The organism is Caulobacter sp. AVps16, from assembly GCF_058681455.1.
Genome location: NZ_CM178739.1, coordinates 2,879,307 through 2,893,013 on the forward strand (window position 1 = coordinate 2,879,307; position 13,707 = coordinate 2,893,013).

Annotated in this window: 14 protein-coding genes; 5 read left to right on the forward strand and 9 right to left on the reverse strand. The window is 66.3% G+C overall.

Translation table 11 applies throughout. The features are described 5' to 3' along the window. Positions 1–59: 59 nt before the first annotated feature. From ACW17U_RS13750 to ACW17U_RS13765, 4 genes are all read left to right on the forward strand, one after another. Entirely contained in the window at positions 60–1,712 is a 1,653-nt protein-coding gene (locus ACW17U_RS13750; RefSeq protein WP_492053160.1) for a M28 family metallopeptidase, read from the forward strand. A 183-nt stretch (positions 1,713–1,895) separates the two neighbouring features. Further along, positions 1,896–3,284, forward strand: coding sequence for an L-serine ammonia-lyase (locus ACW17U_RS13755; RefSeq protein WP_492053162.1), 1,389 nt, complete (start codon positions 1,896–1,898; stop codon positions 3,282–3,284). 168 nt (positions 3,285–3,452) lie between these two features. Then, a complete protein-coding gene (locus tag ACW17U_RS13760) occupies positions 3,453–4,205 on the forward strand; it encodes a DUF72 domain-containing protein (RefSeq protein WP_492053164.1) in 753 nt (250 codons plus the stop codon). A 221-nt stretch (positions 4,206–4,426) separates the two neighbouring features. Continuing rightward, the gene (locus tag ACW17U_RS13765; RefSeq protein ID WP_492053166.1) at positions 4,427–4,729 is read left to right on the forward strand and encodes a hypothetical protein; all 303 of its coding nucleotides are present in this window, start codon (positions 4,427–4,429) and stop codon (positions 4,727–4,729) included. Between the two features lie 25 nt (positions 4,730–4,754). On the opposite strand, the gene yihA is transcribed toward ACW17U_RS13765, so the two are convergent. The 9 genes from yihA to ACW17U_RS13810 form a co-directional block, all read right to left on the reverse strand. Continuing rightward, positions 4,755–5,423, reverse strand: coding sequence for a ribosome biogenesis GTP-binding protein YihA/YsxC (gene yihA / locus ACW17U_RS13770; protein ID WP_492053168.1), 669 nt, complete (start codon positions 5,421–5,423; stop codon positions 4,755–4,757). After that, positions 5,423–7,285 (reverse strand): membrane protein insertase YidC, encoded by a 1,863-nt coding sequence (gene yidC / locus ACW17U_RS13775; protein WP_062144111.1) that lies wholly within the window; start codon positions 7,283–7,285, stop codon positions 5,423–5,425. The genes yihA and yidC overlap by 1 nt, the downstream gene beginning before the upstream one ends. Positions 7,286–7,292: 7 nt before the next feature. Next, positions 7,293–7,760, reverse strand: a complete 468-nt coding sequence (rnpA, locus tag ACW17U_RS13780) for a ribonuclease P protein component (protein WP_084745728.1) — start codon at positions 7,758–7,760, stop codon at positions 7,293–7,295. Between the two features lie 112 nt (positions 7,761–7,872). Continuing rightward, the gene (gene rpmH, locus ACW17U_RS13785; RefSeq protein WP_012284717.1) at positions 7,873–8,007 is read right to left on the reverse strand and encodes a 50S ribosomal protein L34; all 135 of its coding nucleotides are present in this window, start codon (positions 8,005–8,007) and stop codon (positions 7,873–7,875) included. 233 nt (positions 8,008–8,240) lie between these two features. Further along, positions 8,241–9,230, reverse strand: coding sequence for an NADPH:quinone oxidoreductase family protein (locus ACW17U_RS13790; RefSeq protein ID WP_492053171.1), 990 nt, complete (start codon positions 9,228–9,230; stop codon positions 8,241–8,243). A 153-nt stretch (positions 9,231–9,383) separates the two neighbouring features. Beyond that, the gene (locus ACW17U_RS13795) at positions 9,384–10,430 is read right to left on the reverse strand and encodes an alpha/beta hydrolase (RefSeq protein ID WP_492053173.1); all 1,047 of its coding nucleotides are present in this window, start codon (positions 10,428–10,430) and stop codon (positions 9,384–9,386) included. Between the two features lie 18 nt (positions 10,431–10,448). Next, on the reverse strand, positions 10,449–11,087 hold the full coding sequence (locus ACW17U_RS13800) for a TetR/AcrR family transcriptional regulator (RefSeq protein ID WP_492055742.1): 639 nt from the start codon (positions 11,085–11,087) through the stop codon (positions 10,449–10,451). Between the two features lie 94 nt (positions 11,088–11,181). Next, a complete protein-coding gene (locus ACW17U_RS13805) occupies positions 11,182–11,433 on the reverse strand; it encodes a DUF2164 domain-containing protein (RefSeq protein ID WP_492053175.1) in 252 nt (83 codons plus the stop codon). Positions 11,434–11,596: 163 nt separating this feature from the next. Beyond that, entirely contained in the window at positions 11,597–12,961 is a 1,365-nt protein-coding gene (locus ACW17U_RS13810) for a flavin-containing monooxygenase (protein WP_492053177.1), read from the reverse strand. A gap of 187 nt (positions 12,962–13,148) precedes the next feature. Between ACW17U_RS13810 and ACW17U_RS13815 the strand changes: the two genes are divergently transcribed. After that, on the forward strand, positions 13,149–13,646 hold the full coding sequence (locus ACW17U_RS13815; RefSeq protein ID WP_062144098.1) for an ASCH/PUA domain-containing protein: 498 nt from the start codon (positions 13,149–13,151) through the stop codon (positions 13,644–13,646). Positions 13,647–13,707 lie beyond the last annotated feature (61 nt).

Sequence of the window (13,707 nt, forward strand, 5' to 3'; positions counted from 1 at the left end):
GGAAGACCCCGGATACGGTCCCGCCCCAACGACAAGATTTGCTCCAAAGAGTGACAAAGATGAAACGCCTTCTGCTCGCCACTGCCCTGTTCACGGCCCCCATGCTGGCCCATGCCGCGGATGCGCCGAAGATCGACCCCGCCAATCTGGCCGCCCACATCAAGACCCTGTCATCGGACGCCTTCGAGGGTCGCAGCCCCGCCACGGCCGGCGAGACCAAGACCGTCGCCTATATTGTCGAACAGATGAAGGCTGCGGGCCTGGAGCCCGGCGGCGACCTGAAGGATGGCAAGCGCGCCTGGACCCAGGACGTGCCGCTGGGCATGTTCGAGATCAAGGGCCCGGTCAGCGCCCACATGATGGTCGGCAACAGCCACATCGCCCTCAATCAGGGTGAACAGATCGCCATCCGTGCGGCCATGACCAATGTCGACAAGGTGTCGATCCAGAACGCCCCGATCGTCTTCGCCGGCTATGGCGTCAAGGCCCCGGAACGGAACTGGGACGATTTCAAAGGCCTGGACGTCAAGGGCAAGATCGTCGTCGTCCTGATCAATGACCCGGACTTCGAGACCGGGTCCGGTGACTTCGGCGGCAAGGCCATGACCTATTATGGCCGCTGGACCTACAAGTTCGAGGAAGCCGCCCGCCTCGGTGCGGCCGGCCTGCTGATCGTGCATGAGACGGCCCCCGCCTCCTACGGCTGGGCCACGGTCAAGAACTCCAACACCAACACGATGTTCGACATCGTCCGCAAGGAGCCGACCAAGCAGCACCCGGCCCTGGAAGGCTGGATCCAGCGCGACACCGCCGTGGAGCTGTTCAAGGCGGCCGGCCTGGATTTTGACGCCCTGAAGAAGCAGGCCCAGAGCCGCGACTTCAAACCGGTGGAACTGAAGGGCGCGACCTTCTCGGCCGCCTATGCCGTCGAGCCCAAGGTGATCATTTCCAAGAACGTGGTCGGCAAGCTGACCGGTGCCAAGCGTCCGGACGAGACGGTGTTCTTCACCGGCCACTGGGACCATCTGGGCGTGGGCCTGGCCGATGCCAAGGGCGACACGATCTATAACGGCGCCGTCGACAACGCGACCGGCATCGCGGCCATGCTGGAAATGGGCCGGGTGTTCGCCAAGAGCCCCCGCGCCGACCGCACCCTGGTCTTCCTGGCCGTGACCGCCGAGGAAAAGGGCCTGCTGGGCTCGGAGTACTATGCGGCCAACCCGCTCTATCCTCTGGCCAAGACCGTCGGCGTGCTGAACACCGACGCCCTGGATCCAGCCGGCCCGGCCAAGGACTTCACCATCTCGGGCAGCGCCAAGCTGGGCCTGCTGGACGACCTGATCGCCCACGGCAAGAAGGTCGGCCGCACCTATACGCCTGACCCGGCCACGGAAGCCGGCTACTTCTATCGCTCGGACCACTTCCCGTTCGCCAAGCGCGGCGTGCCGGCCATCTCGTTCGGCTCGGGCGAGGATCTGGTCGAGGGCGGTGTGGCGGCCGGCAAGGCCTTCGCCGACGCCTACCGCATCAATGCCTATCACCAGCCGGCCGACGAGTGGAACGCCAGCTGGCGACTGGATGGCATGACCGCTGACATCAGCCTGATCCAGGGCCTGGGTGCGGATCTGGCCAACTCCACCCGCTGGCCCGAATGGGGCGAGGGTTCGGAGTTCAAGGGAACCCGCGACGCCTCGAAGGCAGAGCGCAAGTAGGCCTCAGCTCAATCCTGTCATCCCGGAAGCCTCCCAGAGGCTATCCGGGACCCATGGGCCGGCGCATCGCGCTGCGCCCTGGGTCCCGGCTTTCCCCCGGCCTTCGCCGGAGGGCGGCAGTGATGACAAGCCTGTTTTGAACCGGATAGCGCCGACCGCGATGCGGTCGAGCGGGATACACCCATGACAGCCTCAGTCTTCGACCTCTTCAAACTCGGCGTAGGCCCGTCGAGCAGCCACACCATGGGCCCGATGACGGCGGCGGTGCTGTTCGTCGGCCGGCTGCGTGACAGTGGCAGGCTTGCCGACGTCGCCCGCGTCGAGACGCGCCTCTATGCGTCCCTGGCCCTGACCGGCCACGGCCACGCCACCGACCGGGCGGTCGTGCTGGGCCTGATGGGCTTCATCCCCGCCGAGCTCGATCCCGATGCAGGCGAAGCCGCCCTGACCGAGGCGCGCGCCAGCCAGTGGCTGTCCCTGGGCGGCGAGACCGGGATCGCCTTCGACGAGGCCCGCGACATCGTCTGGCTGGGCCATGAGCGTTTGCCCCAGCATCCCAACGGCCTGACCTTTTCCGCCTTCGACGCCGCCGGCACCCTGATCGCCGAACGGACCTATTTCTCGGTCGGTGGCGGCTTTGTGCGCGACGAGTCCGAGATGGGCCGCAACGCGCCGCCCGAGGAGGGTCCCGCCATCCCGTTTCCGTTCGAGAGCGGGGCTGACCTGCTGCAGCGCGCCGCCGATGCCGGCCTGACCATCGCCGGGGTGATGGGGGCCAATGAACTGGCGCGCATGAGCCAGGACGAGATGCATGCGGGCCTGGACCGGATCTATGGGGCCATGGAGGCCTGTATCGACCGCGGCATGCGCCAGGACGGCATCCTGCCCGGCGGGCTTTCGGTCAAGCGCCGCGCCCGGCAGATCCACCAGACCCTGCAGGGGCGCATGGAGCGGCAGATCAGTGACCCTCTGGCCGCCATGGATTTCGTCAATCTGTGGGCCATGGCCGTCAATGAGGAGAACGCCGCCGGCGGTCGCGTCGTCACCGCCCCGACCAATGGCGCGGCCGGGTTGGTGCCGGCGGTGCTGCGCTTCTTCGTCCGCTTCTATCAGGGCACGCCGGACCAGGTGCGCACCTTCCTGCTGACCGCCGCCGCCATCGGTGCCCTCTACAAGCGCAATGCCTCGATCAGCGGGGCCGAGGTCGGCTGCCAGGGTGAGGTCGGCGTCGCCTGCTCCATGGCTGCCGCCGGCCTGTGCGCTGCCCTCGGCGGGACCAATGCCCAGATCGAAAATGCCGCCGAGATCGGCATGGAGCACAATCTGGGCCTGACCTGCGATCCGATCGGCGGCCTGGTGCAAATCCCCTGCATCGAGCGCAATGCCATGGGGGCCATCAAGGCCATCGACGCCGCCCGCCTGGCCCTGCTGGGCGACGGCCAGCACTCGGTGAGCCTCGACAAGGTGATCGCCACCATGAAGCGCACCGGCGAGGACATGAACGAGATCTACAAGGAAACCTCGATGGGCGGCCTGGCTGTGGGCCTGTCGGTCAACCGGGTGGAGTGCTGATCACTTGCCCCCTCCGCGCCGATGGCGCTCCTCCCCCGTAGGGGGAAGATGATCTCGTCTTCCCCCTACGGGGGAGGACGGCTGCGAAGCAGCCAGGAGGGGGCAAGTCGCCTCTCGACGCCCATCAAAACCTCCCCTAGGTTCACCCTGAACAAAAAGGGAACAAAAATGTCCGCAGGCGTCATTCGAACCGGCATCGGCGGCTGGACCTTCGAGCCCTGGCGCGGCGTTTTCTATCCCGACACGGTCAAGCAGAAGGACGAGCTGCGATACGCGTCGTCCCGGCTGACCAGCCTCGAGATCAACGGCACCTACTATTCGACCTTCAAGCCTGACAGCTGGCGCAAGTGGCATGACGAAACCCCGAGCGACTTTGTCTTTTCGGTCAAGGCGAGCCGGTTCTGCACCAATCGCAAGGTGCTGTCGGCCAATGGCGAGTCGCTGAAGAAGTTCCTCGGCCAGGGCATGACCGAGCTGGGCGACAAGCTGGGACCGATCAACTGGCAGTTCATGGGCACGAAGAAGTTCGAACCGGAGGACTTCGAGGGCTTCCTGAAACTGCTGCCGCGCGAGATCGGCGGCCGCCCGGCCCGCCATGCCCTGGAGGTTCGCAACCCGACCTTCGCCACGACGCAGTTCTATGATCTCGCGGCGCGGTACGGCGCGGCCATCGTCTATGCCGTCGATGACGAGGAGCCGACCTGGCCCTGTATCGACCAGCCGACCGCCGACTTCACCTATGCCCGGCTGATGTGCAGCCGCGAGGACGAACCCACCGGCATGACCTCCGGGGAGCTGGACGGCGTGGTCGACCAGACCCGCGCCTGGGCCCGTCGCGGCGACGTGTTCGCCTATTTCATCTCGGGGGCCAAGGTCAGGAACCCGGCGGCGGCGATGGCGCTGATCGGTAAGCTGAAGTAGCGCGGCAAGCCCCGTAGCGCCCCCTCCGTCACGCTGCGTGTTCGCAGCGCGCCACCTCCCCCGCACGCTTCGCTACGGCGCAGCAGAAGAGCAGCGGGAACCTCCTGCCCCGCTTGCGGGGGAGGCGGCGCGGATACGCGACGTGACGGAGGGGGCGTTCCGGCGCCGGCCGCCAAAACATGGTTAGCCAAACCTTAACCGCCAGGCCCTAGGCTACGCCCATGCGCCGCGCTTTGACCCTGCTGCTTGTGTCCCTCGCCCTGGCCTCACCGGCCGGTGCCGACCCGACGCCTGCCTCCAAGGCCAAGGCCCCGCCGGCTGCCGCGACCGTGGGTCCGCAGACCACCCTGCAGCCGCTGATCCCGCTGGCCTCAAGCCGGCCGGGCGGTGATGCGGGCCAGTGCCGGGCCGCCTGCGCGCGAAGCTATTATTTCTGCAAGGCGGGCGACGACGACATCTGCCCCAGCCAGTGGGCCCAGTGCACGGCACGCTGTACGGCGACCTACAGGCGGCAGGGATCCTGAGGGCGAGCCCCGTCCTTCCCGCCCCCTATTCGTCCAGGCAGACCCGCGAGATCTCGGCCCGCAGTTCCGGCATGCCCAGGCCCTTTTCCGACGAGGTGGCCAGTACGCGCGGGAAGGCGGCGGGACGCTTGGCGATGGCCTTGAGGGTCTCGGCCGTGACCTTCTCGACCTCGTGCGGCTTGATCTTGTCGGCCTTGGTCAGGATGATCTGGTAGGAGACCGCCGCCGTATCGAGGGCATCCAGGGCCTCGCCGTCGACCTTCTTGAGGCCGTGGCGGGCGTCGATCAGCAGATAGACGCGCTTGAGCGTGGCCCGGCCGCGCAGATAGGCCCGGCCCAGGTCCTGGAACTTGCTGACCGTGGTCTTCGAAGCCCGCGCAAAACCGTAGCCCGGCAGGTCGACCAGGCGCAGCTTCTCGGCCAGCAGGAAGAAGTTGATCTCCCGCGTGCGGCCCGGCTCATTGGAGGCTCGGGCCAGGTACTTCTGCCCCACCAGCCCGTTGATCAGGCTGGACTTGCCAACATTGGAGCGGCCGGCAAAGCACACTTCCGGGGCGATCGGATGGGGCAGGCCGTCCATATTGACGGCCCCCATCATGAAGGCCACGGGCTGGGCAAACAGCACGCGCGCCGCCTCGATCTCTTCCTCGCTGAAGACAGGACCGGGAGGCGGCGCGAAGTTGGGTTCGGTCATCAGGTCGCCGTTGCGGACTTGCCCTGGAACCGGGCGATGATCTGGTCGATCGGGTTCTCGACCTTGTAGCGGCGCATGATGATGTACTGCTGGAAGATCGTCAGGACGTTGCTCCAGCACCAGTAGATCACCAGGCCCACCGAGAACTGCGACAGGGTGAAGGTGAAGATGATCGGGAAGAACTGGAAGATCTTCTGCTGGATCGGATCAGCGGCCGGCGGGTTCATGGCCGTGGTCAGCCACATGGTGAAGCCGTACAGCAGCGGCCAGACGCCGATATGCAGAGGACCCGACAGGAAGGCGCCGATCAGCGGGGCGGTCGCCGGATCCCAGGGGATCAGACCGAACAGGTTCATGAAAGTGGACGGATCGCGGGCCGAAAGGTCCTGAATCCAGCCGAAGAACGGCGCATGCCGCATTTCGATGGTCACCGTCAGCACCTTGTAGAGCGAGTAGAACACCGGGATCTGGATCAGCATGGGCAGGCAGCCCATCATCGGATTGATCTTCTCCTTGGCGTACAGGCCCATCATCTCCTGCTGCTGCTTGGCCGGATCGTCCTTGAACTTGGCCTTCAGCTTCTCGACCTCGGGCGCGATCTTTTTGATCTTGGCCATGGACTCATAGCTCTTGTCCGCCAGCGGATAGAGAACGAGCTTGAGCGCGACGGTCAGCAGCAGGATGGCGACGCCGAAGTTGCCGACCAGCTGGAAGAACATCTCCATGATGTTGAAGATCGGGCGGGTGAAGAAGCGGAACATGCCCCAGTCGACGGCGTCGTCGAAGCGCGGTACCTCGGCCTTCTTCTCGTCCCAGAACTTCCACCAGGCCGGCGGCTGGCCGCCGAACTCGTAGTTGCGCAGCAGCGGAACGGTCTTGGCACCGGCGAACAGGCGGGTGTTCTGGGCGAGGGTCTGGCCGGGTGCCAGGGCCTTCACCGGACCGACGAAATTGACGTCATAGATGTCGACAGGGCCGGCCTGGGTGACGCGGTACTGGGCGGTGATGTCCTGGGCCTGATCCGGGATCAGGGCGGTCAGCCAGTACTTGTCGGTGATGCCGGCCCAGCCACCCTTGGACACGAAGTTTTCAAGCGGCTTGTCCTTTTTCCACTTGCCGTACTTCTGCTGCTTCAGCTCGTGGCTCTTGCCGCCGTCGATGCCGAAGACGCCGATCGCGCCTTCATGGACGATCTGGTTCTTGCCGAGGTCGGCCGGTATGCCCTGGCGCTGGACGGTGGCATAGGGGGCGAGGGACAGGGTCTGGGTGCCCTGGTTTCTGACGCTGTCGGCGACGGTGAACATCGCATTGGCGTCGACCGAAATGGTGCGGGTGAAGACCAGGCCCTGACCGTTGTCATAGGTCAGGACGACCGGCGAGGTCGGACGCAAGACCTGACCAGGGGCGGCGGTCCAGACCGTGCGGCTGTCGGGCAGGCCCGGCAGATTGGCACCGGCCCAGCCGAAATCGGCGAACCAGGCGTGCTCGGCACCCTCGGGGCGGAACAGCTCGACCGGCGGCGAATTCTTCTTGGTCGTCTGGGCATATTGCTTGAGCCACAGGTCATCGATCCGGCCGCCCTTCAGCGAGATCGAACCCGACAGGGCCGGCGTATCAACGACAAGGCGCGGGCTCTGGGCCTTGGCGGCGTCGCGCGACAGCTTCAGGGGCGCAGGCCGGCCGTCGGGGCCAAGCACGATCCCCGGCTGGGTCGCGGCCGTCTGGGCCTCGACGATCTTCTTGGCGCGCAGTTCGGCCTCGGCCTTCTTCTGCTGCGGACCCAGGATAAAGAACTGGTACCCGATCAGGATCGCGAACGCGCTGACGATGAACATCAACGTGTTTTTGTTGTCGTTCTGCATGGATGACTTAACCAGAAACGGAGGGGTCGGGCGCGCCTGGATTAGCAGGTTTAGCGTCGATGGGTGTGACTTCAGGAAGATCGGTGGATTGAGCCAGTCTGGCCCGGGCCTCCGCGCGATCATGTTCGGCCGCGAGGCTTATCAGCGCGGTTTTCACATCGTCAAGCAAACGCCCCCATTCGCGGGTGCGGGTGCCGCCGCGCGCGATGAATACATAGTCGTACATGGGGCGGCCATGAAGGGGTAACATCAGCCGCGCGGCCTCGCGCAGACGGCGCTTGGCCCGATTGCGCTCGACGGAGCCCCCGACCTTCTTGGTGGCGGTGAACCCCACCCGGATCAGGGGGTCATCGTCGGACCGGGCCCGCATCTGCATGAAGACTGCCCCGCGCGACAGGGCCGGGGCCTTGGCGGCCTTCAGAAAGTCGGGGCGCTTTTTCAGGCGCTCGATCTTCAGCGGCTGGAGATCAGGCATGAAAAAAGCCGCCCTTCCGGCGAAAACCTGGGATCAGGTCTTTGGAAAGGGCGGCTTTTGTCATGGTCTCAAGCCTCCCGCGAGCGGGAGCAAAGAGCGGGGTAAGCCGCTCCTAGGCCGTCAGGCGCTTACGGCCCTTGGCGCGGCGACGCGCAACGATCTTCTGGCCGTTCTTGGTGGCCATACGCGCGCGGTAGCCGTGACGGCGGGCTCGCACGAGCTTCGACGGCTGGAATGTCCGCTTCACGAGGTGGCTCCGATAATAATGGGACGCGACGGCCGCAAGGCCTCCGCGAGTGAGGGGCGGTGGATAAGGGAACGGGCTGCGGCTGTCAACCTGAGTCGGTTCAGGGGTTTCGCTAAAACCCGTCCCCTCCCCCGTCTTCACCTGGTTCATCCGGACGACCCAGGCTGAAGGCCAGGGCTGGCACGACCAACGCGGCTTGGGTCCTCCGCATGAAGCGGGGGATGCCGAGGGTTTTAGGGCACGATCACGGCCTTCCCAACCACCTTGCGCTCCGCCAGCAGGTCAAACGCCTCGCGCCAGCGCTCCAGGGGCAGCTCGGCATGGACATGGGGCGAGATCACGCCCTCATCGGCCATCCGCCACACCGTCTCGCCGTTCTCGCGACCCTTCTCCGGGAACTGCCGGCCATACTCCCCGGCCCGCACTCCCATGACCGAGAAGCCCTTGATCAGCGGCATATTGACCGAGACCGTCGGGATCCGGCCCGAGGTGAAGCCGATGACCAGCAGCCGGCCGTCAAAGGCGATGCAGCGCACACTCTCGTCGAAGATGTCGCCGCCGACGGGATCATAGATGATGTCGGCCCCGCGCCCGCCGGTGATGGCCTTGACCTGGTCCCTGAACCCGCCGGTGACATTGACCACCGCGTCGGGGGCATAGAGCGCCTGGATGGCCGCCAGCTTGTCGTCAGAGGCCGAGGCCGCGATCACCCGCGCGCCCAGGGCCCTGGCCAGGTCGACCGCCGCCAGCCCGACCCCGCCGGCCGCGCCATGGACCAGCACCCAGTCGCCTGGCTCGATCCGCGCCCGGCGCACCAGGGCGACATAGGCGGTCAGATAGGCCGCGCCATAGGCTGCGGCCTGGGCAAAGGACAGACGGTCGGGCTTGGGCTTCAGGGCCTCGGCGTCGAGCACCGCATACTGGGCAAAGCCCCCCAGGCGCGCTCCGCCCACGACCGGGTCGCCCACGGAGAAGCCCGAGACCCCCTGCCCCAGGGCCACGATCTCGCCGGCCAGATCAAGGCCGGGCGTGAAGGGCAGAGGCGGCTTGAACTGGTATTCGCCCCGCGTCATCAGCAGGTCGGGGAAGTTGACGCTGGCGGCGCAGACGCGGACCAGCACCTGGCCCGGGCCAGGCGTGGGCGTCGGGACTTCCAGCACGGTGCAGCCGGCATAGTCCGGGGCGAGGCTCTCGACGACGAGGGCGCGCATGGTAGGGCTCATCGGCACTCTCTTTCCCCGCTCTTCCCGGCGAAAGCCGGGATCCAGATCGAACCCGAAGCGGTCGGCGCGCCTAACTCAGACCGAAGGCGCATCATCCCCAGACGCTCAGACTGAATCTGGGCCCCGGCTTTCGCCGGGGAGAACGGAAAGTGGTTAGGCCTTTGCCGACTCAAAAGCCGCCCGCACCAGCCGCGCCACCTCGCGGCAGGCGGCGTCGGCGGCCGGCACCGCGCCGGTGAAGGCCGTGAAGCCGTGGGCCAGGCTGTCATAGCAGCGATAGGTCACCGGCACCCCGGCGGCCTGAAGGCGCTTGGCATAGGCCTCGCCCTGGTCGACCAGGGGATCGAAGCCGGCGGTGATCACCACGGCCGGGGCCAGGCCCGTCAGGTCTGCAGTCTTGTTGGGCGAGAGACGCGGATCAGCCGGATCGGCGTCGGGGCCCATATAGTGGCCCATGAACCACTCCATGATCGGACGGCTCAGCGGATAGGCGTCGGCATAGGTGGTCATCGAGGCCGTCTCGCTGGCCACGTCGACGGCGGGATAGATCAGCAGCTGCAGGGCCGGCTGCGGCTCGCCGGCCCGCTGCAGTTCCTGCGCGATGATGGCCGCGAAATTGCCGCCCATGGAGTCGCCGCCGATCGCGGGCGGCAGGGCCGCTGCCCCGAACCTGCCGGTATTGTCGCGCGCCCAGCGGTAGGCGGCCAGCACGTCATCCAGGCCGGCCGGGAAGCGGTGCTCGGGGGCCAGGCGATAGTCCACGGACAGCACCGCCGTGCGGGCCACCCGCGCCAGGATGCCGCAAAAGGCATGGCAGGTCTCAAGGTCGCCGATCACCCCGCCGCCGAAATGGGCAAATACGATCAGGGGGGCTGACGGGTCCTGGTCGGTCGGACGATAGGCCCTCAGGGGCAGGGATCCACCCGGACCGTCGATGGTCAGGGCCTCGGAGGTCACGCCCGGCTCTGACGGTCCGGACACGGCGAGCAGGCCCTGGGCGCTGGCCGCCCGGGCCACGTCCGCCGGCAGGGTCGTGATCGACGGCATCTTCTTGGCCGCATGGGTAAAGAACTGGAACCGCGGGTCCAGGGTGCGACCGCCGCGATAGACGACACCGCCCCCCGACAGGGTCCGCAGGATCGGACTGGGCAGGGACAGGAGGGTCTTCAGAATGAACTTCTGGACGGCGACGTCGGCCATGGGGGCTCCTGGCGGGAACTAGAGTTTCGGGAGGGCGGTCAGACCGCCCAGGATCAGTTTGACGGCGAAGTCAGCGGCACCGGCCGTATCGACCGGCCGGCGCTCCAGCATCTTGTCGCCGACGTCACGGGCCACGGCGATACAGGCCGCCGTCAGATAGTCCAGATCGACGGCCGGGGCATGTTCCAGCTCGAGGACCTTGGCAAAGCCCTCACGGACCTCATTGAACACCGCGACGATCTCGGGCGTGGCGCGCGCCTGGGGGACCGGCTCCCCGGCCGGACGGTTCAGGCGCCAGGTCTCCTGCTCGGTGGCGGCAAAGACGAAATAGGCCTGGATGGCCCCGTTGAGGAAGGACTGGAAATCGACCGCCTTGTCGATCTCGGCCCGCAGCAGGGGCCGGAAGCGGCGGGCCCCGTCATCGGCCAGGGCGTCGAACACTTCCTCTTTCGACTTGTAGTAGTTGTAGAAGGTGCCGGAGGCCAATCCCGTGCGGCGGATGATGTCGCGCACCGTGGCGGCGTCGTAGCCGAGGTCCCCAAACACCTCCCGGGCCGCGTCCAGAATGGCCTGCCGATTGGCGACCTTGGTCCGCTCCCGCTTGCCCGGCCGGTCATCCTGAGCCGGCGAATTCGGAAAATAGGCGATATTCGACATCAAACGCGACTCATGGACCAGGCGATCGTGACGCCCCGTCATGATTTGAGCCTCATTCCACGGCAGGGGGCAAGGCCTTCGAGGTCCATGGACCTCAGAACCCCTTGATCGGCTGTTCCAGCTCGTACACCGCGTCGGTGATGCTCTCGATCTTGCTGGCGAACAGGGCCTGGGCGTCATGGAGGCCCTGATTGTAGTAAAAGGGGCCCAGGCGCTCGGTGATGAAGTCGAGCAGAAACTGGGCGTCGAAGCCTTTGACCTCCAGATCCAGCTCATCCTTCAGATAGCGCGACAGGCCGTCGGTCAGCCTGGCCCGGGTGTCCTTGTCGAGGTCGATCTTGGCCATGGGGCGGTCTCCGATTCTTTGGATGGGCACAGTCTAGCCACTTGCCCCCTACGGATCGCTTCGCGATCGTCTTCCCCTGGAGGGGGAAGATGAGGCGGCACGAACCCATCTTCCCCCTATGGGGGAGGACGACCTGCGCAGCAGGTCAGGAGGGGGCCAGTGTTCAGGCTGGCGCTGCCGCCCGCGCCGCTACCGGCAGGCGGTTACCCGCCGCCTTCGCCCGCTTCTCGCCCTTTGCAATCTCCTTCTTCAGGTCGGCGCAATAGACGTTGAAATCCACCTGAATGGTGTGCCGGGCCGAGGCATAGAACTGGCCCAGATGGCGCTCCTCGTCCCGCGTGGTGATGCGGTCCATCTCGTCGGCCGGGGGCGGGGCATAGGTCCCGGCCAGATAGGCCGCCGCCAGCTTGGCCTGCTGTTCGGCGAAGTTCACGAGGGTCGGCAGGGGCTGGGCCAGGCCCATGAAGAACAGGTTGGGCACGTCGGGCTTCATCATCCGCTTGAACAGCGGGAAGCGATGATCGTCCCCGGGCTGAATGGCCGGATCGTCAAAGAACGGGAAGCTGATCTTGTAGCCGGTGGCAAAGACGATGGCGTCCACCTGTTCCACACTGCCGTCGGCGAACCGCACATTGGGTCCCTCCAGGGCCTGGATGGCCGGCTTGAACTTGATGTCACCGCAGCCGGCCCGGGTCAGAAACTCGCCGGACACCGACGGATGGGCTTCCAGGGGTTCGTGGTCGGGCTTGGGCAGGCCGTAGTCCTCCATCCTGCCGATGGTCTTCTTGAGTACCTTGCGGGTCAGGGCCAGGCCGAGCTTGCGCGGCATCCAGGCCGGCAGGGCCGACTTGTCGGCCGGCTTGCCGTTAAGATATTTCGGGAACACCCAGACCCCGCGCCGGGCCGAGACCCACAGGGTCTTGGCAATCGGGCGCTGGGCCAGCTCGCTGGCGATGTCCATGGCCGAATTGCCCATGCCCACGACCACGACGTTCTTGCCGCGCATGTCGATGGGGTCGAACGGATCGCTATAGGCGTGGGCATGGAAGGCCGCCCCGTCGAACTCGCCGGGATAGTCGGGGATGCGCGGGTCCCAGTGGTGGCCGTTGCAGACGAACAGCACATCATAGAACCGGGTCTCGCCCGTGGAGAGGGTCACTGCCCAGAGGCCGTCATCCGTGCGCCTGGCGGTCTCGACCCGGGTGTTGAAGGTGATGGTCTCGCGCAGGCCGAAATGGGCCACATAGTCCTTGAAGTACTGCAGGAGCTGGGCGTGATGCGGGAAGTCTGGCCATTCGGCCGGAACCGGGAAGTCCTCGAAGGCCAGTCGCCACTTGGAGGTGTCGATATGCAGGCTCTCGTAGCAGGCCGAGAGGCCGTTGGGGTTCTTGAAGTACCAGTTGCCGCCGATGTCGTCTGAGATCTCGAAACAGTCATACGGGATGCCGTAGTCCTTCAGCCGCTTGGCGGTCGTGAAGCCGCTGCAGCCCGCGCCGATGATGCACGCCTTGGGAAGCTTGCCCGCCATATCCGCCCCGTCTGACTTATCGTTGTTCAGGAAAGCCTATCAGCCTTGGTCCGGCCGTCAAACGGCTCCCCTGCGTCAAGGACGGTCCACAGTCGCGTGCGGTGGAGTTAATCCTCCGCTAGGGTCTGGTGTCCGACACCCGCGCCCTGACCTCCCCCGACTCGCCGCGCAGACCAAGGCCCTGATCATGAACCGCCACGAACTAAAGACCTGGCCGCAGTATTTCGCCGCCGTCCGCTCGGGCAAGAAGCGCTTTGAGATCCGCCGCAATGACCGCGACTTCGCCGTCGGCGACATCCTGGTCCTGCGCGAGTTCGATCCCGACAGCGACACCTATACGGGCCAGGTCGAAGAGCGGCAGATCACCTTCCTGCTCTCGGAAGAGGACTACGGCGTCATCCACGGCTTCGTGGCCATCGGCTTTGGCGAGGTCATGCCCCATGCCGACGCCTCGCCCGAAGCCAAGCTGACCGCCGAGCAGCTGGCCACCTGGCACGAGACCCAGGCCTCCAACGCCACCCTCCGCGCTGAAGGTGCCCGCAAGGTCTCGGCCAGCTATGCCGCCCCCACGACCGGCCGGGCCGCCATGAGCGTCGCCGCCGACCGCCACGCCGGCGTCGCCGCAGCAGCCGAGGCCGAGGCGGGCTTCCACGCTGCGGCCGCGATGATCGTGCGGAAGGGATAGGAAACGCAAAAGCCGCCGCCCGCTGAGCGGACGGCGGCTTTTCGAAACCGGAAGACCGAAA

What these genes read in the sequence shown, in the direction of transcription:
- ACW17U_RS13755 (WP_492053162.1), top strand. Translation starts at nt 1,896, where the DNA reads ATGACAGCCTCAGTCTTCGACCTCTTCAAACTCGGCGTAGGCCCGTCG.
- rnpA (WP_084745728.1), bottom strand. Translation starts at nt 7,760, where the DNA reads ATGCCTGATCTCCAGCCGCTGAAGATCGAGCGCCTGAAAAAGCGCCCC.
- ACW17U_RS13765 (WP_492053166.1), top strand. Translation starts at nt 4,427, where the DNA reads ATGCGCCGCGCTTTGACCCTGCTGCTTGTGTCCCTCGCCCTGGCCTCA.
- ACW17U_RS13815 (WP_062144098.1), top strand. Translation starts at nt 13,149, where the DNA reads ATGAACCGCCACGAACTAAAGACCTGGCCGCAGTATTTCGCCGCCGTC.
- yihA (WP_492053168.1), bottom strand. Translation starts at nt 5,423, where the DNA reads ATGACCGAACCCAACTTCGCGCCGCCTCCCGGTCCTGTCTTCAGCGAG.
- ACW17U_RS13750 (WP_492053160.1), top strand. Translation starts at nt 60, where the DNA reads ATGAAACGCCTTCTGCTCGCCACTGCCCTGTTCACGGCCCCCATGCTG.
- ACW17U_RS13760 (WP_492053164.1), top strand. Translation starts at nt 3,453, where the DNA reads ATGTCCGCAGGCGTCATTCGAACCGGCATCGGCGGCTGGACCTTCGAG.
- ACW17U_RS13810 (WP_492053177.1), bottom strand. Translation starts at nt 12,961, where the DNA reads ATGGCGGGCAAGCTTCCCAAGGCGTGCATCATCGGCGCGGGCTGCAGC.
- ACW17U_RS13790 (WP_492053171.1), bottom strand. Translation starts at nt 9,230, where the DNA reads ATGAGCCCTACCATGCGCGCCCTCGTCGTCGAGAGCCTCGCCCCGGAC.
- ACW17U_RS13805 (WP_492053175.1), bottom strand. Translation starts at nt 11,433, where the DNA reads ATGGCCAAGATCGACCTCGACAAGGACACCCGGGCCAGGCTGACCGAC.
- ACW17U_RS13795 (WP_492053173.1), bottom strand. Translation starts at nt 10,430, where the DNA reads ATGGCCGACGTCGCCGTCCAGAAGTTCATTCTGAAGACCCTCCTGTCC.
- ACW17U_RS13800 (WP_492055742.1), bottom strand. Translation starts at nt 11,087, where the DNA reads ATGTCGAATATCGCCTATTTTCCGAATTCGCCGGCTCAGGATGACCGG.
- yidC (WP_062144111.1), bottom strand. Translation starts at nt 7,285, where the DNA reads ATGCAGAACGACAACAAAAACACGTTGATGTTCATCGTCAGCGCGTTC.